The organism is Kitasatospora sp. NPDC015121, from assembly GCF_055562955.1.
The window spans coordinates 147,263-166,898 of sequence record NZ_JBVHEH010000019.1 but is presented as its reverse complement, the minus strand read 5'-3'; the positions used below and the strand labels follow the sequence as shown (position 1 = coordinate 166,898).

The window sequence follows — 19,636 nt, the reverse complement described above, 5'->3', positions numbered from 1 at the left end:
ATCTCATCGGATTCGAAGATTCGCTCCAACGTCGCGATCACGTTCCGCACCTTCGTGGTCGTCGCCTCCACACCGGAGGCGGCAGCCAACAACAAATCGATGCACTTCGGTAGCGCTTCGTCCGGCATCCCCTTCGGAGGTGACTCGCAGAACGCCACGATCAACACGGCGTGCTCGAACGAACAATCCCCGCAATCGAACCGAGCTGCCACTGCCGGAAACGGCCGCAGCGCAGCACCGAGGGCGGCGATCTTCTTCCCGTCCCGGACCTGGAGCATCGTGTTCGCCGCCAACCAGGCACCCACTCCGCGGCTGGCGATCACCTGATCATCCGGACGCAACGACAACTCGTCGACCACCGCCACCCGCACAGCCTCGAGGCGGAGAATCTCCGCGCTCGCGGACACGGCAGCCTCACGTAGCTCCGCAGCAGACAACTGCCACAGGCGTCCGCGTAACCCCACCGCAGAACCCGACACCACATCCGACAACAGAACACTCATTGAATCCCCCGATCCCCTACACAAAGAGTACTCGAACATGCGTTCGAGTCAAGGGGAATTATCTGAGGGCGCGAATCAGTGGGGTGGGGTCCGCGACTACGAACAGATGACCGCCCCCGCTGACTTCTTCGAAGCGTGAGTGGGAGATCAAAGAGTGTGCCCAGCGGGCTACTTCGATGGGTACGTTTCCGTCTTCGGTTCCGTGTAGGAAAACCGTTGGTACCGAGATAGATTGAAATAATCCTGGCATCTCGTGGCGATACCGAGCCAAGTCGACAATCGCAGCTGACCCGCCCTGCGCGATCCCTTCGGATGAATCCAATTGGAGAGCGGGACGATGCGACTCGTCGGTCATGACAGCTTGATCGGCGGCCGGCCAGATCGAGACGGAGTCGCTGCGTAGCTTGGAGAACACTCCGGTTCCCGCGAGCATTGCGCCGGCCATGCGGGGAGCCCAGTTGGCGGCAAAATACAGCGCGGATACCAGTTTTATTCTGCGTCGCACGGTATCTCGCGGCGCCCCGGGGATCATGGCGCACGCCAGCACCAGTTTCGAGACTCGTTCGGGAACGGCTGCAGCGACTGCGAGCGCGTAACCGCCGCCTCCGGAGAAACCCATCAGTGTGGCCGAGTCCACCTCGAGGTGATCGATCAGGGTGACGTAGTCGTCGTCCCAGGAATGAAATCCCTTGTCCGTGTAAGGATCCGTGCGTCCGAAGCCGGGTCGATCAGGGACTATCAGCCGTATGCCTGCCGTCGCAGCCGCGTTGTGGAGTGAGAGCCCCTCGTATCGGCTGCCAGGTGATCCGTGGGCCACGACTACCGGGTGGCCAGTCGGATCGCCGTACTCACAGAATGCGATACGACGGCCCGAGGCGTCGCGAATTTCGGTTGTGGTCACGCTGCTCGTCATGGTGTGTTTCCTTGCTGCGCGATCGACGCCACACCGTCCAGGATGAGGGCGACTCCGAACTCGAACCTTCGGGTGGGATCGTGATGAAGCGCGAACACCGATGCCTCGCGTCGATCGGCCGGTGCACTGTCGAAAGCGCCGCGTCCCAATTGAATTGCGACGTGTCCGGTGACGAAATCGTGTAGCGCGCCGTACGCGTACGTGGCCTGTTCGTCCTCGAGGCCGGCCAAGGAAAGGGCGTTCACTACTCGGTGGGCAGTATCGTCGGCCCCGGGTGCTTCCAGTGATGCCTGCCGATGGGCTTCCAGGACCAGGGGATGGCGCATCAGGAGATCGTGGAGGCCGTAGGCGAACGTGCGGGCAACCCCGCGCCAGTCGGTCGGCCAGTCGATCGACGAGACGGCTTCGCCTACGAGAGTCGAGATCAGATCTCGCCTCAAGGCGTCGATGCCACCAGTTGTGCGGTGGACGGACATCGGCGATATGCCGAGTCGTTCGGCGAGCACTCGAAATGACACCGCATCCAGGCCGTCCGTATCGGCGATCTCTGCCGCGGCATCGAGAATCTGTCTGTGACTCAATGCTTTTGGTCGACCGGCCCTTGCAGAGCTGGCGGATTCGGATACCATGCTGACAACAATAGCGATACGCGTATCGAAATTACAAGTGTCTATTGACCTACAAGGAGCGCTGCCCGATGACTGATCTCCATCAACTGTCCGCCGTCGAACTTGCCGGTGTGATCGCCGCCAAGCAGGTCTCGATTCCCGAAGTCACCAGGTACTTCGTCGACCGTGCGACCACTTCCGACGACGTCGGTGCTTTCACGACGATCGCCGGGGAGCACGCAGTCGCCCTCGCCGAACAAGCACAGCGCAGGTTGGACGAGCGGGACGCCGGGCCCCTTCCGCGCCTGTTCGGCGTTCCGACGGCAATCAAAGACCTTGACGCTACTCGCGGCATTCGTACGACCTTCGGATCGGCGCTCTTTCGCGACTTCGTGCCGGACGCTGACGACGAGATCGTCGAGGCGATCCGAGAAGGTGGACTGATCGACATCGGTAAGACGACGGTGCCCGAGTTCGGGGCAGCCTGTTACACCGAGCCTGAAGTTGCTCCGCCTGCTCGCAGTCCGTTCGATCGCACACGGAGTGCTGCCGGCAGCAGTGGTGGCGCCGCAGCCGCCGTCGGAGCTGGTCTGGTTCCGTTTGCGCAGGGAAGCGACACGGCGGGGTCGTTGCGTTCTCCGGCGAGTACGTGCGGAGTGGTTGGCCTCAAGCCGAGCCGCGGTTTGATCACGATGGGCGTGGCGGGGCATGACAACTTCGGATTTGCGAGCAAAGGGCCGATCGCCCGGACGGTTCGCGATACCGCTGCGCTGCTGGACGTTCTGGCGACGCGACCTGGCGCCGGAACTATCCACCCGGCGCGGCCGAAGTCGTTCGAAGAGTTCGTCGTACAGGCTGGGGGAGTGCGCGCTCGGCCCTTGACCGTCGCTCTAGCGCATGGATCGGTCTCCGGCGGAGTCGTGGATCTGCAGCTCTCGGACGCTGTATCGAAGGTCGGCAGTGTTTTGGAGAGCCTGGGGCACAACGTGTTCGAGCGACCTCAAGCCCGCGATGATGTTTTCGTCGATGCGTTCGTCAAGATGTTCTCGTCCTTGGCCGGCACCAAGCCGATCCCGGAGGAGTACGAGCACCTTCTCCGTCCGATAGTGCAGCACTTGCGAGTTCAAGCAAGCGGGGTGCCGTCGGGCGATCTGGCCGCGGCAATCGGAATTGTTCAAGCCTGGGCGCGGCGATGGAGCCTCGACTACGCCGACGCCGACCTTGTAGTCACCCCGACGGTGACGAAGCCTCCGCTCGCGATCGGGGAGTTGCGCAACGACGAAGATCCCGCGACCGAATTGATCGACATGGTTGCATTCACCGGAAACACCGTCGTCGCCAATGCAACCGGTTTCCCGTCGATCAGTCTGCCACTCGGTTGGACGGAAGACGGCGTTCCGCTCGGTGTGATGATTTCGGCGAAGTGGGGTTGCGACGCGGAATTGCTCTCTGCTGCTGCAATGCTCGAGGCCGAGATGCCGTGGAAGGATCGGTACCGATTCGACCGCGCAACCGTGCTCTAGTTCGGGAGCGGTATCCGGTCGCTCGCCGATGCGAACCCCAACCACGTGTGGCGGTTGCCCCACCAACACCACCCGACCTTCGGGGCGTTGCGGTTGTCTTTGCCGTCGCGACCGGTTCCGTTGCTGATCCACACGGCGGGAGTCCTGGTGTCGAAAGATCCATCGGGCTTGCGCAACCGGGAACCGATCGTCATGAAGCACTTTCCGCGTTCGAGGACGTCGGGGCGCTGCAGCAGCCAGTGGATGCCTTCGGTGAGTGTCAGCGGCGTCCGGTCCGCCTCGACGATTGCAGGCAGTGCTTCGTCCGGGCTCCAATTGGCCAGGTGATCCCCGCGGTCGACTTCACCGAGCAGATACATCGCGGTGTCAGGCAACGCGGCAGGCTCGGTAGGAGCGAACAGATCGACGTCGGCCATGTCGACGACGATGAAGCCCCGCTTGTTCTTGTGTTCGAGCAGTGAAGCCAAAACAGAAGCTGGAGCGAGTCTTTCGTGCACGGTAAGCAGTCCCACATCGCCCTGTCCGGCTGCGGCGGCTGCCCTGACGTCGCCCGCAGAAAGTCCGGCCATCTCGTGTACCCCGAGTTCGATCAATCGCTCGGCCTGCTGATCGATGGGCGGGAGGTCGAAGTGCATACCTGCGATCCTACCGATCGTGAGCAGGCCGATCGGTAGGATCTGCGGTGAGGGAAGTCGGCCACGAGACGCCCAACGCGCGCATGATGAACGGGACGGTGGTTGCCACGACGCTGTCCACTCGATCACCGGCCATGAGCATCGGCCGTCGGCTCTCCACGCAGGCGAGGATGAGTTGCGCCGTAGCGCCGGCGTCCGAATCGACAAAAGTGCCAGCGTCGATACCTTCCTGGACGAGTTGTTCGACCAGATCAGACAGGGGGACAATATGTTCGAGGAAGTTTTCGCGATCCTGCGCTGACAACAATTCGGCCAAAGCGATTCCCGTGAATCGCTGCAGTGAGAACTCGACGAGTGTCAGTTTGACGAGGATCTCGATTCGGTCGACAGGATTCTCGCGATCCGCGAGTTCACGTTCGGCCAGGAGCAGGAATCTATCCATCTCGCGGGTGGACCACGCAAGCAGCAATGCAGATTTGTCGGGGAAGTAGTTGTACACCGCTGTCCGCGAGACGCCGGCTGCCTGAGCCACGGTCTGCAGCTTCACGTTCTGCCAGCCCTGCTCGTGAAGTTCGTGAATGAACGCGTCCAACATGGCTTCTCGGGTAGCAATCTTGTGCTCCGCAGTTGTCGCGCCACCGGTCAGCTTCGGCATGGTCGTTCCTCCTGTGTCTGATTCACGGTCACGGGGAGGTCGAACAGATCCGCTACAAGGCGTGGATCACCCTGCCACATCGAGACGGGTACGAGCATCATCTGCTGCGCGATCGAGCGCACGGATCGACAGACCTCTTGCTCTTCGGCGGCGGTGAGCGTCGTGCGTTTGCGCAATCGCTCCATCTCCGCGGCAGTCAGATCAGTGATCCATTCTTCGGCCGCAAGCGAGAGGGGTGTATCCGGTGTCACGGCCGATCCAACTCGGCACTGGAGAACCGCGAAGTCATCACGGACAGCATGATGACGGCGACCACCGCGACGGCGTGTGCCGCCGCCAGCCAGAGCGACTCGGGTGCATGTTTGTGGAGAGTCGGCGCCATCAGCATGGCCATGAGGAGGGCGAGACCCGACAACATCGCGGGGCCGTCGGGTCGGCCGACAAGCAGGCTGACCAGAAGAACGAGCGCCACGACACTGCACACCACGTCCACCGTCGGGTAGGTGGCCGGCGCGACTCCGCGGACGGTGTCGGTGAAGTTCAGCCCGGTCGACACCAATTGTGCGAAGCCAGTCGCGCCGGCCAGCCAGGCCATCCATCGCAGCCCGTGAAGACCGGCTTTCCGCGCCAGGGTCAGAGGCTCCTCCGAGGATCCCCATGCTGCGGACGTCGGTGTTGTCACGGGCCTTCTCCTTTTTATGACGAGGTGTCGTCATAAAGTATCAGCGCATGAAAAGTGGGTTTCCTTCCGGTAGGTGACTGGCCTGCGTCGAAGGGATAGCGTCGAAGTACCGGCCGAAATGACAATCGCGGGGAGGTGGTTCGATGACGACCCCTGCCCACACGGATCGGCCCTCGTCGAAACAGAGTTGGTTGGCACGTGCGGCATTTGCGGCGCTGGTTCTTGCAGTCGTGGTGCTCCTGATTTTCGCCGGACTGAAAACCTTGACCATGCTGATCCTGGGGATCGGTGGGGTGGTCGTGTGCGTCGTAGCGGTGTACTGGTTTCTGACCACCCGCGGATTCCTCCGCTGGATCTCGTTGGCCGTGGCGGTTCTGACACCGATCGTGGTGCTCGCCTTCCTGGTCCGAGAACGACTCCTGTGGGTGGTGCTGCTCTCGATCGGGTTGTTCGTCATAGCCGGTATCTGCGCTCGCACCGCTTTGGAGGGGGAGGAGAAGGAACTGCCGGTAGTCGAGCGACCGGCGACGCCGCCCGTCAAACCGTTCTTCGTGATGAACCCGAACTCCGGCGGTGGCAAGGTCGGGAAGTTCGACTTGAAACGCAAGGCCGAGGAACGGGGAGCCACGGTCGCACTGCTCGAGGGGCCGGAGAAGATCGACGTGACGGCCCTGGCGAGGCAAGCGGTCGCGGACGGCGCCGACCTACTCGGTGTTGCCGGTGGCGACGGAACTCAGGGGTTGGTTGCCGCTGTTGCGGCCGAACACGACCTGCCCTTCCTGGTCGTCAGCGCCGGGACGCGCAATCATTTCGCCGCGGATCTGGGTCTCGACCTCGACGATCCGTCACGGTGCCTCGACGCTCTTGTCGACGGCGTCGAGGTCACCGTGGATCTGGGAAATGTCGGCGGTCGAACCTTCGTCAACAACGCATCGTTCGGGGCATACGCCGAAGTTGTCCAGAGTCCGGAGTACCGCGACGCCAAGACCAGCACCTTCCTGCAGAAACTCCCGGATCTGCTCGCCGGACGTGCGGGAGCGGTGCTGACCGCGCGCTCCGCGAGCCTGTCTGCTGTGGGCCCACAGGCTGTGCTGGTCAGCAACGGACCGTACGAGATGAACGACCTGGCGGGGCTCGGCCATCGGCCGCGATTGGACCGGGGCACTCTCGGCATCGTCGCGATCTCCGTCGGCAGCGCCCGCCAGGCCGTCGGGTTGCTCCATCGGGCACATCAACACGGTCTGGCTCAGGGCACCGGATTCGAGGTGATCGTCGACGCCGACACCGACGAGATTCCGGTCGGCGTCGACGGCGAAGCTCTGGTGATGCGCACTCCGGTGCGGTGCACGGTCAGCCCGCAGGCACTCCGCGTCCGCGTCCCGAAAGATCGTCCCGGGGTACGCCGCCCCAGGCATGCCTGGGATCTGGTCCGATTGCGAGAGTTGGCGAAGTTCACGAAATCCGGCGCATGACCTGGCCGACGGCCAGAACTCCCTGTGGGTCATGCGTGTTCGCCAATGCGCTGAGCCAATGAGCGGTGTCCTCGTCGTAGGTGCGGGCAATCTTCTCCGGGTCGATCTTCAGGGTCGTCGGTGCGTTTTCGGCCCGTCCTGATGTGTCGTAGGAGTGCACTCGGAACACACTGCGCTCCGACGCAGGGCCGTCCCGGGCGTAATGCTTGGGACCCGCAGGGTCGACAGTCGCCAGGAAACCGGCAAACATGCCCGTTTTGTCCCGAATGCTGGCAGCATTATTTGCCTGTATGGATTCGAGGAGAAATCGAATGACGATCACACCCAGCGAAGCGCCGGTAGTCGAGACAACGTACGGGCCGGTTCGAGGATCGACGGAAGGCTCGGTGTCGAGTTGGAAGGGGATTCGTTACGCGGCACCTCCTGTCGGTCCGCTGCGATTTCGCGCGCCAGTTCCGCCACAGCCGTGGACCGAGGTTCAGGACGCAACAGAGTTCGGGCCGTGTGAGCCGCAAAGTCGGCTCGCGATGATTCCGCTCGGTGAGAACGTTCCGATGGACGAGGACTGCCTGTTCCTCAACGTGTGGGCGCCGCGCCCGGTCGGTGCGGATGCGCCGGGTAAACCGGTGATGGTCTGGATTCACGGCGGAGCGTACTTCCGCGGAGCATCCAGCCAACCACTTTTCGACGCAACCACATTGGCCGAGAACGGTGACGTTGTCGTCGTCTCGATCAACTACCGTATCGGTGTTTTCGGCTTCGTCGACTTCTCGTCCTTCAATTCGAGTGAACATACCTTCGAGCCCAATGTCGCTCTCCGCGACATGATTGCAGCGCTGCAATGGGTTCAAGGCAACATCGCAGCCTTCGGTGGTGACCCGAATCGAGTGACGCTGTTCGGTGAGTCGGCAGGCGGCGGCGCCGTGACGACGCTGATGACCGTCCCGTCCGCCCGCGGATTGTTTCATCGCGCCATCGCCGAAAGTTCGCCCGCCACTTCGGTGTACGGGAGTGAACGCGGCGAGATCGTCGCGAAGCTGTTTCTCGAGATCTTCAGCGGCGGCGAGGCCGATCTGGGGCTGTTGCGAACCACTGCCGCCGAGGACCTTCTCGGGCCTTCGGACGAACTGTTCGCACGGGTTCCGCAGGAGACACCGGGAACTCTGGCGTTCGCACCGATCGTCGACGGTGATCTGCTCCCCGACTACCCGGTGCGAGCGTTCCGTCACGGCAACGCACACCCGATTCCGCTGATCATCGGAACCAACAAGGACGAGTCTTCGCTCTTCCGGATGATGAAGTCGCCGTTGATGCCGATCGATCCCGTCGTGATCACGTCGATGTTCGCAGAGATCGCCGACGAGCATCCAGGGTTCGAGTTGCCCGATCATTCTCAGATCGAAGGTGCGTATTCGGGACTGTCCAAGCTCGGTGCCGGTCTCGGGTTGACCCGTGACTTCGGATTCCGTCTGCCGACCTTGTGGATTGCCGAGGCGCACAGCAAGATTGCGCCGACGTGGTTGTACCGGTTCGACTACGCGCCGCCGATGCTCAAGGCGCTGAAGATCGGTGCGACGCACGGTACCGAACTCGCCTACGTCTTCGGCAACATCAACCACGGAGCACGGGACATCACCTACAAGTTGGGAGGACTGAGCGCGGCGCGTCATGTATCGGAGCGTATGCAGACGAGGTGGCTGGATTTCGCCAGAGCTGCAGGTGATTACGGGATCGGGGCCGATAGCGAACTGGGTACGGCTCCGGGGTGGCCCACTTATGACACCGATACACGCTCGACACTGTTGATCGACAAGCACGACGCCGTCGTCGCTGATCTCGACCGCGAGATCCGGGAGGCGTGGGGTGACACGGTGATCGCATTCACCTGATGGTTCCGGTTTACTGCAGTTTGGCGAGATAGTGCGAGACGGGTCCCGCAGTGAGCATTCCACTTCCGGCGCCGGCTATTTCGGCGGCGGCAGGTAGGAGTGCCGCTCGCGCACGCTCCTCGACTCGAGGGTTGCCGACTGCAGTGGCCGCTGCGGCAGTCAGGCACCACAGTGCCTCGGAGAGCAGGTCTTCGGGTGGGTCCGGCATTGCCTCGACTGCCCGGGCGGCCTCGCTCACCTGCCCGTGTGCGAGAAGGAGGTGCGGCCGGACCCAGGGTTCGTACGGGCCCCACTGCGTAGTCGGGTCGAAAACCGCCGGCAGTCCCCTCCACACGCGGAGGGCGAGAATTGCGAGGGGGAGTATGCCGTCCTCGAGGCCGGGCATACCGGAATCGGAAAGGTTCACCGCCGCAGCTTCGTACAGCTTCTCGCAGTGCGCGACCTCCGCGCCGGTAGCGGCAGTACGCATAGCGCGAAACCAGGTGGTGAACACCGCTGCCAACGGTCGCTCGTGACGTCCGGCCAATCGATCAACTGTCTCGGCGTGTAGCTCTGCTGCATCGAAATGCCCCAGTGCACTGAGGGCTTGCATGCGGATCAGATGGCCGAGGATCTCGAAGGTGGACAAGCCGTGTCGAACGGAGAGGTCTACCAGTTCACGACCGATACAGTCGCGCTCGGAGGCCAGACCGGTAGTCCAGAACGTCTGCATGAACAACCCGTTCAGAGCGAAGGCCAGGAGCCCTGGATCATCGAGAGCGCGACCGATCTGCACTGCAGCACGGGCACATTCGAGTCCGCGATGACCGGATAGTCCGCGCGATTCGAGTGCGATTGTTGCCAACAGTCTGGCCCGAGCGAGTTCGTTGCCGACCGGAAGTCGATCGAGGGTGCGCTGAGCGGCCTCGACGATCTGCGCAGCCTGCCGAGGATCGTCGGATCGTGTCCAGATTCCGGGCACGTCGTAGTTGCCGATGATCCGTGCGGTGAGTTCGACATCGTCCACTTGTTCAGCGGCGCCGATGATGGTCAGTCGCTGGTTTCGGGCAGTCTCCAGTCCGCTTCCACCCGCAACTGCCAGACTTCGGAGGAGACCGACTGTGGACTCCAATCTCGATTTCGATCCTGCCGCTACGGTCCGGTCGTACGCTGCCGAAACCTGAGCGAAGATCTGTTCTGCTGCTACAGGATTCAGGTGAGTCTCGCGGCGGAGAATGTCGGACTCGAGGTCGGTCAGTCGTGGTCCGGGGTCGATACCCAACTCTTCGGCGAGTAACTTTCGTGCGCGACGGATGACTGCCAGAGCATCGCCTTGACGGTCGGTGCGGTACAGCGCGAGTGCGAGTAGCCGCCAACCGTCCTCGCGCCAAGGGTGTTCCGTCACGTGGGCATCCAGTTCGGGAATTGCTTCGGCGGTTCGCCCGAGATCGAGTAGCGCGGATGCCAAGCCTTCGACGCCAGTCAGACGCAGTTCCTCCAAGCGTGACCGCTCGGATCGAGCCCAAGGTTCTTCGGTGAACTCCGCGTACGCCGGTCCTCGCCACAACTGGAGCGCGGTTCGTAGCAGTTCGAGTGATTGCGCGGGCGTCGAGTGGGTGGCTTCACGAACCAGTCTTTCGAATTCCCAGGCGTCGACGGCGTCGGGTGCAGCATGAAAGGCGTAGCCAGGCCCGTCGGTGACAATGACTTTCGGCTTCGTTCGCGGCGCACGATCCGGCTCGAGTGAGCGCCTCAGTGCGGAAACGAACGTACGTATTGCGCTGGTCGCCCCGGCCGGAGGATCGACCCAGAGGTCGTCGACAATCACGTCCACCGGAACGACACGTCCCCGGGCGATGATCAGACGAGCGAGGACCGCTCTGTGTCGTGGGCCCTTCAGATCGATCAACCCTGACGAATCGTTCCACGCGACCACGGGTCCGAGAACTCCGATAGCTGTGTGGTCTCGCATTTCCCCACGCTATCGCGCTCATCGAATGCTCATCGACTGCGGCGAAGCTGATTGCCATCACCCCGACTTGCCATCACCCCGACGAACGAGAGCAACCGATGACGATCACCATCCCAGACTTCGACTACCAGCAGATTTCCGCCACGGACGGCGTGCGACTCAATGTCGCGGTCGGTGGAAGCGGAACCCCACTTGTCCTTCTACACGGCTTCCCTCAGACTCACCTCATGTGGCGTCACGTAGCCACTGCCTTGGCGTCGGATCACACCGTCATCTGCCCGGATCTCCGCGGATACGGGGCCAGCGACAAACCGGTCGAGGAAAACCCGGACACCTACTCCAAGAGAACAATGGCTGCCGACATCGTCGAGGTGGCGAGGAAATTGGGACACGAGAAGTTCGCCCTCGTCGGCCACGATCGTGGCGCACTGGTTGCCGTCAGAGCGGGGCTGGATCATCCGAACGTGATCACGCAGCTCGGTTCGCTGGACGTGCTCCCCACCTTGGATATGTGGGACATCCTGCACGGATCGAACGCTGCTGTGGCATTTCATCTCTATCTCATGGCTCAGCCACCCGGTCTCCCCGAGCAGATGATCAGCGCCAGCGCCGACGCATTCTTCGAGTACTTTCTCGACGTGTGGACGCAGAACCGCGAAGCGATTCCGGCAGACGTGCGGGCCGAATACCTGCGCGCCTCACGGGAGGCGGTGCCGTCGATCGTTGCCGATTACCGGGCGTCGGCAGGCATCGACGTCGAACACGATCAGGCCGATCGCGATGCGGGCAACCAACTGCACATGCCGGTCACGGTCATTCAGCAGGACTGGGGTTCGATGCTCGGCTACGACGCCGAGGCCCTGTGGAAAGCGTGGGCGCCCGATCTCGAACACCGCACGCTGTCCGCTGGTCACTTCATGGCAGAAGAGGCGCCTGCCGAAGTGGTCGAAACGATCCGCACCCTACTGAAAAGGTAGTTCTAGCGCTTGACCCCGGCAGCCAAGTCGTCGACCAGGACCTTGGCGGTCAAGGCGTATCCCGCGGCCTTGTAGTAGTCGAACGGAATGACGCGACCGGCCTGCGCGGCGGGCAGGCGCTGCCACGTCGGCGAGGTGTACACACTGCCGGAGGCGCTGCGATCCAAGGCGAAGATGACGTCGGCTTCTTCGAGGCGGTTGAACTGCTCCGACCCGAGCATCACGCGAAGGTCGGGGCCTTCACGGAGCACCTCGAACCCGAGGTCCTCGGCGACGGCGGTGCGGAAATCGTTCTGGAACCACGCGATCTGATCCTCTGCGGCGGCAACGAAGGCAACCTTCTTGCCGGCCATCAGCGGTTCGACGGTCGGGCGGATCTGCGCCACATGGGCGTCGTACTCGGCGAGGACTTCCTCGGCGCGATCGCTGCGCCCGATGCCGGTGAGGAAGTCCGACATGACCTTCCGCCACTCCGGGGTGAAGTCCTTGCCGACGGGGAGGACCGGTGCAATCTGCTGCATCCGGTCGTTGCCGTACGACCCGGTGTCCCACCAGCCGGCGCTGAGGACGAGAAGGTCTGCGCCGAGGGTCGAGATGTATTCGAAGTTGGGATCCGAAGCACCTTCGGCGAAGATCTCGACACCCGTGGCATCCGGGACCTCACGGCGCAGGTGTTCGGCGGCGCCGGTGGGGTAGGCGGTCACCGGGTATCCGGCGAGGATCGACAATTCGAGGCCATCGCGTGGATCGAGGGCAACGACATTCCGGGGGTCCGTGGGAATGATCAGCTTCTCGTCGCCGCGCGTGAACTCGAAGGTCTCCGCGTTGTCGGGCGTCGAGCTTTCCGTGCTGCCGCAGGCCGCGAGAAACGCGGTCGCAGCGACGCCCGCGCCGACGCCGAAGAAACCGCGTCGCGTCAGGTTGTCCACGATCGCCCAGTAGTCGCGATCGGTCGTGGAGGGAGAAAGGAGTCGAGTCATGCTTGTTAGGTTAGCCTTAGAGGCTGTCTCCGGGAATGCTGAAACAGCTCCCGCGAGCGCCAAGAAATACGGCGAACACGCCAGCGCAGGGAGTGTTGTCCGCGTCACCGGCCGGTCTGATCCGCAACCCACTTTCGACCTCTGACGTGCATGACGTCACAACCGACCGCCTCCTCGATCGCGATTTGGCCCTGATCGCGCCGACTATGCTGAGTTGACCAGCAGTACGATTTCGGAGGTTGCAATGCAGATCACCAGCGTCGGCCACGCAGGATTTCACATCCAGACCGAGGCCGGATCCATCCTGTGTGATCCATGGGTGACCCCGACGTATTTCGCGTCCTGGGTGCCGTTCCCCGACAACACCGAATTGGACTGGGACGCGCTCGGCAACTGCGATTACCTCTACGTCTCGCACCTGCACAAGGACCACTTCGATCCGAAGAATCTGATCGCGCACGTCAACAAGGACGCCACCGTCCTGCTCCCCGATTACCCGGTGCCGGACCTCAAGCGTGAACTCGAGAAGCTCGGCTTCCACAAGTTCTTCGAGACCGAGGATTCCGTCAAGCACACGGTCAGTGGCCCCAAGGGCGACCTCGACATCATGATCATCGCTCTACGCGCTCCCGCGGACGGTCCGATCGGTGACTCGGGCCTCGTCGTCTCGGACGGGGAAACCACCTGTTTCAACATGAACGACGCCAGGCCCGTCGACCTCGACCCGTTGACCGACGCCTTCGGGAAGGTCGACATCCATCTGCTGCAGTACTCGGGCGCGATCTGGTACCCGATGGTCTACGACATCCCGAAGGGCACCAAGCGCAACTTCGGCAAGCAGAAGCGTCAGCGCGGCATGGACCGCTGCCGCAACTACATCTCCCAGGTCGACGCTGCCTGGGTTGTCCCGTCGGCCGGCCCTCCGGTCTTCCTCGACGACGACCTGCGCTACCTCAACGACGATCACGGTGACGAGGGAAACATCTTCCCCGACCAGATCACGTTCCTCGAGCAGATGCGCATCAACGGCAACGATCGTGGTCTGCTGATGATCCCCGGCTCGGCCGTCGAACTTCGGGGAAGCGAGAAGGTCGCCCTGACGCATCCCATCCCGGACGCGGACGTCGACAATATCTTCTCGAACAAGGCCGAATACATCGAGAAGATGGCGCAGAAGATGGCGCCGGTCATCGCCGCGCAGAAGGCCACGTGGGCTCCGGCCGAAGGCGAGCCGCTGCTCGACGGTCTCAAGGCCAAGTTCGAGCCGATCATGGCTCAGTCCGACCTCATCTGCGACGGAATCGGCTACCCCGTCGGACTCGTGATGGGGGAGGAGACCGTCGTCCTCGACTTCCCGAAGCGGATCGTTCGCGAGCCCATCGAAGGAGAAGGCAAGTACCGCTACGGCTTCCGCATCGCTCCCGAACTGGTTCGCACTGTTCTGCGTGACGACGAGCCCGACTGGGTCAACACCATCTTCTTGTCGACGCGGTTCACGGCGTGGCGCATCGGTGGCTACAACGAGTTCCTCTACACGTTCTTCAAGTGCCTCACCGACGAACGCATCGCCTACGCCGACGGCTGGTTCGCCGAGGCCCACGACGACAGCGCGTCGATCGAGTTGGGCGGGTACGAGATTCAGCGTCGTTGCCCCCACCTCAAGGCCGACCTGTCGAAGTTCGGTGTCGTCGACGGCACCAACCTCACCTGCGATCTGCACGGCTGGCAGTGGGATCTCGAGACCGGCCGCTGCAAGACGTCCAAGGGTCACGAGCTGCGCACCAGCAAGCTGAGCTGAACCGAGCTCGTCGGGTGACGGGATACAGCAGGTCGCTGATCGGCCTGGCGACAGCGCTCGCCGGGCTGGCCGGTTACGTCGACGCGCTCGGATTCATCACGCTCGGAGGGCCTTTCGTCTCGTTCATGAGCGGCAACATGACGCAGGCGAGCGTCGCGTTTGCCGACGGGGTGTGGTCGACCGCGCGGGTGGCCGGCGGGATCATCGTGCTCTTCCTCCTGGGAATCGCGCTGGGAACCGTCGTCACCCACTTCACGGAGCGCTATTCCGTCCGGGCTCGCAAGGTCACGGTGCTCGCGGTTGTGGCCGGGCTGCTTGCCATCGGTTCGGTGATGAGCAGCCTCGACGTCACCCCCGGCGCGATCTCGGCAATGGCTTTGGCAATGGGAGCCGTCAACTCGGTGTTCCAGCGCGACGGCGAGGTGACGATCGGCGTCACGTACATGACCGGTGCGCTGGTCAAGATGGGCCAGCGTCTGACCGGAGCCTTCCTGGGCGGCCCGAAGTGGGCGTGGCTGCAACACTTCGGGATGTGCGCGGGATTGATCGCCGGAGCGGTAATCGGTGCGTTGGTTCATCGATGGATCGGTCTTCACGCTCTGTGGCCTGCATCGGCATTCACGGTTGTTCTGATCGCCGTCGCCTGGCAGGTCTCGCCCCCGGCGCCGGCGCAGGTGTAGAAAGAGCGAGACACAAAATCCGGGGTGTGGGGGGAAGCAGTGGATGCTCTGATCATCGTGGTGCTCGGTCTGCTCGGTATCGTCGCGGCCTCGACGCTCGGAGCGCGGATCGGAGTCGCAGCACCGCTGATTCTGGTGATGGCCGGGATCGTTGTCAGCCTCTTACCTTTTGTCCCCGCGGTGGACATCGATCCGGAATGGATTCTGGCAGGCGTGCTTCCGCCGCTGCTCTACTCCGCCTCGGTCTCGATGCCGTCGATGGAGTTTCGGCGTGAGTTCGGTGCTATCGGTGGACTCTCCGTTCTGCTCGTGGTGGTGAGTGCGCTTGTTCTCGGTGCGTTTTTCTCTTGGGTGATACCAGGACTCGGCATCTGGTGGGGCATTGCACTCGGCGCGATCGTGAGCCCGACAGACGCCGTCGCTACGTCCATCGTCAAGAAACTCCCGGTCTCGCCGCGGGTGGTGTCGATCCTCGAAGGCGAAAGCCTGCTCAACGACGCCACCGCTCTGGTTCTGCTGCGTACTGCCATCGCCGGGGCGGCCGCGTCGGTGTCGCTGTGGAGTGTGTTGGGCAAGTTCGCTTTTGCCGTGGTCGTGGCAGCGGTCATCGGTGTGGTCGTCGGCAAGGTCAACCTGATGGTTCGCGCCCGTGTCACCGACTCGACGGTCAACACGGTCATCTCGTTCACGGTGCCGTTTCTGGCGGCGATCCCTGCCGAAGAGTTGGGTGCGTCAGGGTTGGTCGCTGCCGTCGTGGCCGGGCTCGTCACCGGCTACGACGCTCCCCGGAAGCTGTCGCCGAGTCATCGGTTGTCGGACTCCCAGAACTGGCGCACAGTCGAACTGGTCCTCGAAGGTGCGATCTTCCTGGTGATGGGCCTCGAACTCTCGTCGATAGTCGACGACGTCCGGGTCGACCACGAGGGCATATCCACGGCGGTGTTCGTGGCGGCGGGTGCACTGTTCCTCACGATCTTGGTGCGGGCTCTGTACGTGGCCCCGCTCCTGCGAGCACTCCAAGCACGGGCGAAGTTTCGAGAACGCATGAAGCCCAGACTCTCCGACATCGCGAATCGCCTCGACAATCCCGAGGACTACCCACCGGACGAACGACGCCGCAGTAGGCGTCGGGAGCCTTCGGCGAATCAGATGGAACGGTTCAAGATTCGGGTTCGGCGGACGGTTGCCGATATCGACTACTACCTTGCCGCGCCTCTGGGATGGCGTGAAGGCACGATCGTCATCTGGGCTGGTATGCGCGGAGCGGTCACTCTGGCTGCCGCGCAGACTCTTCCGGAAGACACCCCGAGCCGCTCACTCCTGATCTTGGTTGCGTTCCTGGTGGCTGCGGGCTCATTGATACTGCAGGGCGGGACGTTGAAGCGCGTCGTCGCAGCGGTCGGCCCGGCAGACCAGGACCTCACCAGTTCCGAACTCGACGAACATCGACGATTGCTCGCTCTCCTCGAGGATGCTTCTGCGGGTTTCGTTCCACCGGAAGGGCAGTCGAAGAAGAAGACCCAGCTCGACGTGATCGACGCGCAGCGTCAAGCGCTCCTCGACGTGCGGGACGACGGGCTCTTTGACGCCCGGATGCTCGGATCGGCACTTGCCGCGCTGGATGCCGATCAGATCAGTCTGGAACTCAAGGGCGGTCCGGACGGTTGATCACGTGCACAGTCTCTTTCGTGCGGACGTCATCATTGCCCGCGTGATCACGCCGTGCAGTACCTGAACGGGTGCGAAGTAGATTCGGCCTGCGCGGTTCTTCAGCTCCACTGCAGTGACGACGTGCAGGAGACCGGCGTCGTTGTCGGCCTGAACCGAGGCGACGAATCGTAGGTGTTTCTCGTCCGCTTCGATGAGGGCCTCGCCGTCGGCGATCTTGTCGACGGCAAAGGTGTCCGGGCGTCCCTGGGCGATGCCGAGCAGTCCGACTATCCGCTCCCTGAGCCAGAACATCGCGAGGACTGGCGCGGGGACATTCTTGACGTCGAAGACTGCCTGCGCCCACTCCTCGGAGGTATGGGTCGGAACAGACGGGATGGTGATCGTGGTGGCTTCTGCCCAGTCCGGTGCAGGCATGGCCTTGAAAGCGAGTGTCATTTCGTCCTCCGTACGGTGCCGTATGGAACCTGCCCATACGGTACCGTACGGAGGTGACGAATGCCCGTGCCCGACTCTCTCGCGACCAGTGGATCGCTGCAGCTTTCCAGGCTCTGACCAGCCATGGGCCTGATGCAGTAGCCGTGGAAAAGGTGGCGCGCACGCTCGGATCGACCAAGGGTTCCTTCTATTGGCACTTTGCGAGCCGCGACGAATTACTGCAGGCTGCGCTCGATCGATGGGAGGTCCTGGCAACCGAGCGCCTGATCTCGTCCGTCGAGTCGTCCGGTGAACCGGCGGAGGTCAGATTGCGTCGCCTGGTCGAGGCGGTCACGACCGGACTGGCAGGACGCCGTGCGGAATTGGAACTGCTTGCCGGGATCGACCATCCTTTGGTTTCGGCGGCGGTTCGACGTGTCACCGAGCGTCGAGTCGCCTACATCGTGACGTTGTTGATCGATCTGGGTATGGACAGGCAGAAGGCGGAATATCGTGGCGTACTTGCGTATTCGATGTACCTGGGGCAGATGCAGCTGGTGCACAGTGCGCCCGATGCGGTTCCTCGCAGCGATGCGGACCGTCATGCACTCGCCGACGAGTTCGTGAACATGGTTCTGGCCGGGTAAGTCCGCCAACGAACGCAGCGTGATCTGCGTATCACCCTGCGCTTTCAGGTGAGGGACCACACATTGCGCGTAACCCATAGTTACAGATACTTTGGGGTCAGCTGAAGTGGGGTGCCGGATATGTCGACATTTCCCGGAGGCGCAAAACCGTTTCACGACAGGAAGAAAGGTGACTCACCATGAGCGTTGTGCTTATTTCGTTGCTGGTCGCCGCTGGACTCACCGTGCTGGCCACCAGTGACGGTGCCGGTCTGGACTTCGGGAGTCGGCAGCTGAACCGCCAGTTGAAGACCCGCACGCACCGGTGACCCCGGAAAACGGCCGGCTCCACGCGATGCTTCGCGGAGCCGGCCGTTTGCGTTGTTCCGGTCAGTTCACCCCGAGATCTGCCAGCCAGGCCCGGGTGCTGCGGGCAGTGATACCCAAGGTGGCAGCAGAACCCGTCGCCGAGTCGAACGCGACGTTGTCGGCGGACTCAAGCCCCGTGTAGAGCTGAGAAACCCCGGCCGCTGCGCCCGCTCCGATGATCGGTGCAATCGACGCACCGAAGGCGTCGGGTGTCACGGCTTCGAAAGTTACTGCGCGCGAGAAGTGTTGAGCGAATGCCTCGGCCAATTCGGTGCCGGTGATCGCCGGAATCTGTCCGATGTCGACCGCGTCCGGTGCCCCGTCGAGAGTCAAGGCCGCGACGGCTGCATCAGCGACGTCGAGATGTGAACTCCATGCGACCGCGAGATCGGCACGCAGTGGGTAACGCAGGACGCCATCGTCTTTCACCCCCGACAGAACGGTGGGCAGAAGTAGATTCTCGAGGAACAAGCGTGGGGTCAGGACGGTCACCGCGATGCCTTCGGCGCGAAGTCCGTCGACGAGCTCGGAGAGAACGGAGGCGTTGGGACCGGCAAGCGGCGAAGTGGTGTCGCCGATGACCGTGCCGCTGGTAGAGATCACGAAGCGTGAAGGACGTGCCACTCTCGCTGCTGCCAGAACGTTGTGGGCGTAACCCGCAAGCGTCTCGGTGTCACCGGCGAGTGGCAGGTGAAAGAACACTCCGTCCGCCCCGCGATAAGCGTCGGCGAGAGCGTCGACTGACGCATTGTCCGCGACGACGGTGTTCGCACCCTCGAACGTCTGGTCAGGGTTACGGGTGATTGCTCGGACCTCCGCGCCTGTCGATCCGGCGAGAGCCGCGACCAATCCCGCGAGAACGGGAGAACCCTGTGCGCCGGTGGCGCCATGCACTGTGTAAGTCATGACCCCTATAGTTCAGATCGGGAACCAGTTACTTCAAGTGAACTAATGGGGAATCGATGAGTGAATCAAGTCACGTGCTTCCGGAGTGTGGCGTCGCGCGCTTCCTGCTGGTCCTGGACGGACCTTGGGCGACACTGATCGTTCGTGAGCTCACGCACGGCCCCATGCGCTTCACGGAACTACGACGCGCATTGCCCGGCATCAGTCCAAGGACACTGTCGGCCAGGCTCAAACGTTTCGAGGAGTTCGACCTGGTGACCCGGACTGCCTACGCCGAGGTGCCGCCGCGAGTGGAGTACGAACTCACTGCGACGGGGATGGAACTGCGCTCCGTGCTCGAAGCGATGGTCGAGTGGGCGGATCTGGCTCTCCCCGTTTCCTGAT

The 19,636-nt window shown here is 62.8% G+C and carries 22 protein-coding genes; 10 read left to right on the top strand and 12 right to left on the bottom strand.

Annotated features, from left to right (window positions below):
• The 3 genes from ACZ3J7_RS27550 to ACZ3J7_RS27540 all read right to left on the bottom strand — a co-directional run.
• The coding region (locus tag ACZ3J7_RS27550; protein WP_353799024.1) for a DUF222 domain-containing protein at positions 1-503 on the bottom strand (503 nt) is incomplete at its 3' end.
• A 58-nt stretch (positions 504-561) separates the two neighbouring features.
• Positions 562-1,416, bottom strand: a complete 855-nt coding sequence (locus ACZ3J7_RS27545; RefSeq protein ID WP_298775676.1) for an alpha/beta fold hydrolase — start codon at positions 1,414-1,416, stop codon at positions 562-564.
• Positions 1,413-2,045 (bottom strand): TetR/AcrR family transcriptional regulator, encoded by a 633-nt coding sequence (locus ACZ3J7_RS27540; RefSeq protein ID WP_260395404.1) that lies wholly within the window; start codon positions 2,043-2,045, stop codon positions 1,413-1,415. The genes ACZ3J7_RS27545 and ACZ3J7_RS27540 overlap by 4 nt, the downstream gene beginning before the upstream one ends.
• A gap of 68 nt (positions 2,046-2,113) precedes the next feature.
• Here ACZ3J7_RS27540 and ACZ3J7_RS27535 point away from each other — a divergent pair, with 68 nt between their 5' ends.
• Positions 2,114-3,547: an amidase gene (locus ACZ3J7_RS27535; protein WP_298775683.1), complete on the top strand. Its 1,434-nt coding sequence runs from the start codon at positions 2,114-2,116 to the stop codon at positions 3,545-3,547.
• Here ACZ3J7_RS27535 and ACZ3J7_RS27530 read toward each other — a convergent pair.
• The 4 genes from ACZ3J7_RS27530 to ACZ3J7_RS27515 are packed head-to-tail and all read right to left on the bottom strand — an operon-like array spanning position 3,544 to position 5,519.
• Complete coding sequence (locus tag ACZ3J7_RS27530) at positions 3,544-4,182, bottom strand: DUF5701 family protein (RefSeq protein ID WP_235170641.1); 639 nt, start codon at positions 4,180-4,182, stop codon at positions 3,544-3,546. The genes ACZ3J7_RS27535 and ACZ3J7_RS27530 overlap by 4 nt on opposite strands.
• A gap of 10 nt (positions 4,183-4,192) precedes the next feature.
• Positions 4,193-4,837, bottom strand: coding sequence for a TetR/AcrR family transcriptional regulator (locus ACZ3J7_RS27525; protein ID WP_124567179.1), 645 nt, complete (start codon positions 4,835-4,837; stop codon positions 4,193-4,195).
• Entirely contained in the window at positions 4,825-5,088 is a 264-nt protein-coding gene (locus ACZ3J7_RS27520; RefSeq protein ID WP_298775688.1) for a hypothetical protein, read from the bottom strand. Before ACZ3J7_RS27520 ends, ACZ3J7_RS27525 begins: the two co-directional genes overlap by 13 nt.
• On the bottom strand, positions 5,085-5,519 hold the full coding sequence (locus ACZ3J7_RS27515; RefSeq protein ID WP_298775691.1) for a hypothetical protein: 435 nt from the start codon (positions 5,517-5,519) through the stop codon (positions 5,085-5,087). Before ACZ3J7_RS27515 ends, ACZ3J7_RS27520 begins: the two co-directional genes overlap by 4 nt.
• Positions 5,520-5,662: 143 nt before the next feature.
• Between ACZ3J7_RS27515 and ACZ3J7_RS27510 the strand changes: the two genes are divergently transcribed.
• On the top strand, positions 5,663-6,991 hold the full coding sequence (locus ACZ3J7_RS27510; RefSeq protein WP_298775693.1) for a diacylglycerol/lipid kinase family protein: 1,329 nt from the start codon (positions 5,663-5,665) through the stop codon (positions 6,989-6,991).
• Here the strand turns inward: ACZ3J7_RS27510 and ACZ3J7_RS27505 are convergent.
• Complete coding sequence (locus ACZ3J7_RS27505; protein WP_366054469.1) at positions 6,972-7,313, bottom strand: hypothetical protein; 342 nt, start codon at positions 7,311-7,313, stop codon at positions 6,972-6,974. The two genes, ACZ3J7_RS27510 and ACZ3J7_RS27505, sit on opposite strands and share 20 nt — an antisense overlap.
• Here ACZ3J7_RS27505 and ACZ3J7_RS27500 point away from each other — a divergent pair.
• Positions 7,303-8,880: a carboxylesterase/lipase family protein gene (locus tag ACZ3J7_RS27500; protein WP_298775695.1), complete on the top strand. Its 1,578-nt coding sequence runs from the start codon at positions 7,303-7,305 to the stop codon at positions 8,878-8,880. The two genes, ACZ3J7_RS27505 and ACZ3J7_RS27500, sit on opposite strands and share 11 nt — an antisense overlap.
• A gap of 10 nt (positions 8,881-8,890) precedes the next feature.
• On the opposite strand, the gene ACZ3J7_RS27495 is transcribed toward ACZ3J7_RS27500, so the two are convergent.
• On the bottom strand, positions 8,891-10,831 hold the full coding sequence (locus ACZ3J7_RS27495) for an AfsR/SARP family transcriptional regulator (RefSeq protein ID WP_298775696.1): 1,941 nt from the start codon (positions 10,829-10,831) through the stop codon (positions 8,891-8,893).
• 98 nt (positions 10,832-10,929) lie between these two features.
• Between ACZ3J7_RS27495 and ACZ3J7_RS27490 the strand changes: the two genes are divergently transcribed.
• Positions 10,930-11,808, top strand: coding sequence for an alpha/beta fold hydrolase (locus ACZ3J7_RS27490; protein WP_124567169.1), 879 nt, complete (start codon positions 10,930-10,932; stop codon positions 11,806-11,808).
• 2 nt (positions 11,809-11,810) lie between these two features.
• On the opposite strand, the gene ACZ3J7_RS27485 is transcribed toward ACZ3J7_RS27490, so the two are convergent.
• Complete coding sequence (locus ACZ3J7_RS27485; RefSeq protein ID WP_298775699.1) at positions 11,811-12,788, bottom strand: ABC transporter substrate-binding protein; 978 nt, start codon at positions 12,786-12,788, stop codon at positions 11,811-11,813.
• Between the two features lie 244 nt (positions 12,789-13,032).
• Between ACZ3J7_RS27485 and ACZ3J7_RS27480 the strand changes: the two genes are divergently transcribed.
• Genes ACZ3J7_RS27480 through ACZ3J7_RS27470 form a run of 3 tightly spaced genes read left to right on the top strand, consistent with a single transcriptional unit; the run spans position 13,033 to position 16,934 of the window.
• Positions 13,033-14,586 (top strand): MBL fold metallo-hydrolase, encoded by a 1,554-nt coding sequence (locus tag ACZ3J7_RS27480; RefSeq protein WP_298775702.1) that lies wholly within the window; start codon positions 13,033-13,035, stop codon positions 14,584-14,586.
• Positions 14,587-14,600: 14 nt separating this feature from the next.
• On the top strand, positions 14,601-15,266 hold the full coding sequence (locus ACZ3J7_RS27475; protein WP_124567166.1) for a YoaK family protein: 666 nt from the start codon (positions 14,601-14,603) through the stop codon (positions 15,264-15,266).
• Between the two features lie 39 nt (positions 15,267-15,305).
• Entirely contained in the window at positions 15,306-16,934 is a 1,629-nt protein-coding gene (locus ACZ3J7_RS27470) for a cation:proton antiporter (protein WP_298775704.1), read from the top strand.
• On the opposite strand, the gene ACZ3J7_RS27465 is transcribed toward ACZ3J7_RS27470, so the two are convergent.
• A complete protein-coding gene (locus ACZ3J7_RS27465) occupies positions 16,935-17,372 on the bottom strand; it encodes a DUF2867 domain-containing protein (protein WP_298775706.1) in 438 nt (145 codons plus the stop codon). It lies immediately after the preceding gene.
• Positions 17,373-17,425: 53 nt separating this feature from the next.
• Between ACZ3J7_RS27465 and ACZ3J7_RS27460 the strand changes: the two genes are divergently transcribed.
• Positions 17,426-17,998: a TetR/AcrR family transcriptional regulator gene (locus ACZ3J7_RS27460; RefSeq protein WP_298775708.1), complete on the top strand. Its 573-nt coding sequence runs from the start codon at positions 17,426-17,428 to the stop codon at positions 17,996-17,998.
• Positions 17,999-18,177: 179 nt separating this feature from the next.
• On the top strand, positions 18,178-18,306 hold the full coding sequence (locus ACZ3J7_RS27455; RefSeq protein WP_003943237.1) for a hypothetical protein: 129 nt from the start codon (positions 18,178-18,180) through the stop codon (positions 18,304-18,306).
• Between the two features lie 61 nt (positions 18,307-18,367).
• On the opposite strand, the gene ACZ3J7_RS27450 is transcribed toward ACZ3J7_RS27455, so the two are convergent.
• Positions 18,368-19,252, bottom strand: coding sequence for an SDR family oxidoreductase (locus ACZ3J7_RS27450; protein WP_298775712.1), 885 nt, complete (start codon positions 19,250-19,252; stop codon positions 18,368-18,370).
• Positions 19,253-19,308: 56 nt separating this feature from the next.
• Here ACZ3J7_RS27450 and ACZ3J7_RS27445 point away from each other — a divergent pair, with 56 nt between their 5' ends.
• Positions 19,309-19,635: a winged helix-turn-helix transcriptional regulator gene (locus ACZ3J7_RS27445; RefSeq protein WP_296554053.1), complete on the top strand. Its 327-nt coding sequence runs from the start codon at positions 19,309-19,311 to the stop codon at positions 19,633-19,635.
• Position 19,636: the final 1 nt, after the last annotated feature.

Coding starts and splice junctions, on each gene's coding strand:
- ACZ3J7_RS27545 (WP_298775676.1), bottom strand. CDS start 1,416: ATGACGAGCAGCGTGACCACAACCGAAATTCGCGACGCCTCGGGCCGT.
- ACZ3J7_RS27540 (WP_260395404.1), bottom strand. CDS start 2,045: ATGGTATCCGAATCCGCCAGCTCTGCAAGGGCCGGTCGACCAAAAGCA.
- ACZ3J7_RS27535 (WP_298775683.1), top strand. CDS start 2,114: ATGACTGATCTCCATCAACTGTCCGCCGTCGAACTTGCCGGTGTGATC.
- ACZ3J7_RS27530 (WP_235170641.1), bottom strand. CDS start 4,182: ATGCACTTCGACCTCCCGCCCATCGATCAGCAGGCCGAGCGATTGATC.
- ACZ3J7_RS27525 (WP_124567179.1), bottom strand. CDS start 4,837: ATGCCGAAGCTGACCGGTGGCGCGACAACTGCGGAGCACAAGATTGCT.
- ACZ3J7_RS27510 (WP_298775693.1), top strand. CDS start 5,663: ATGACGACCCCTGCCCACACGGATCGGCCCTCGTCGAAACAGAGTTGG.
- ACZ3J7_RS27500 (WP_298775695.1), top strand. CDS start 7,303: ATGACGATCACACCCAGCGAAGCGCCGGTAGTCGAGACAACGTACGGG.
- ACZ3J7_RS27495 (WP_298775696.1), bottom strand. CDS start 10,831: ATGCGAGACCACACAGCTATCGGAGTTCTCGGACCCGTGGTCGCGTGG.
- ACZ3J7_RS27490 (WP_124567169.1), top strand. CDS start 10,930: ATGACGATCACCATCCCAGACTTCGACTACCAGCAGATTTCCGCCACG.
- ACZ3J7_RS27485 (WP_298775699.1), bottom strand. CDS start 12,788: ATGACTCGACTCCTTTCTCCCTCCACGACCGATCGCGACTACTGGGCG.
- ACZ3J7_RS27480 (WP_298775702.1), top strand. CDS start 13,033: ATGCAGATCACCAGCGTCGGCCACGCAGGATTTCACATCCAGACCGAG.
- ACZ3J7_RS27465 (WP_298775706.1), bottom strand. CDS start 17,372: ATGACACTCGCTTTCAAGGCCATGCCTGCACCGGACTGGGCAGAAGCC.
- ACZ3J7_RS27455 (WP_003943237.1), top strand. CDS start 18,178: ATGAGCGTTGTGCTTATTTCGTTGCTGGTCGCCGCTGGACTCACCGTG.
- ACZ3J7_RS27450 (WP_298775712.1), bottom strand. CDS start 19,252: ATGACTTACACAGTGCATGGCGCCACCGGCGCACAGGGTTCTCCCGTT.
- ACZ3J7_RS27445 (WP_296554053.1), top strand. CDS start 19,309: ATGAGTGAATCAAGTCACGTGCTTCCGGAGTGTGGCGTCGCGCGCTTC.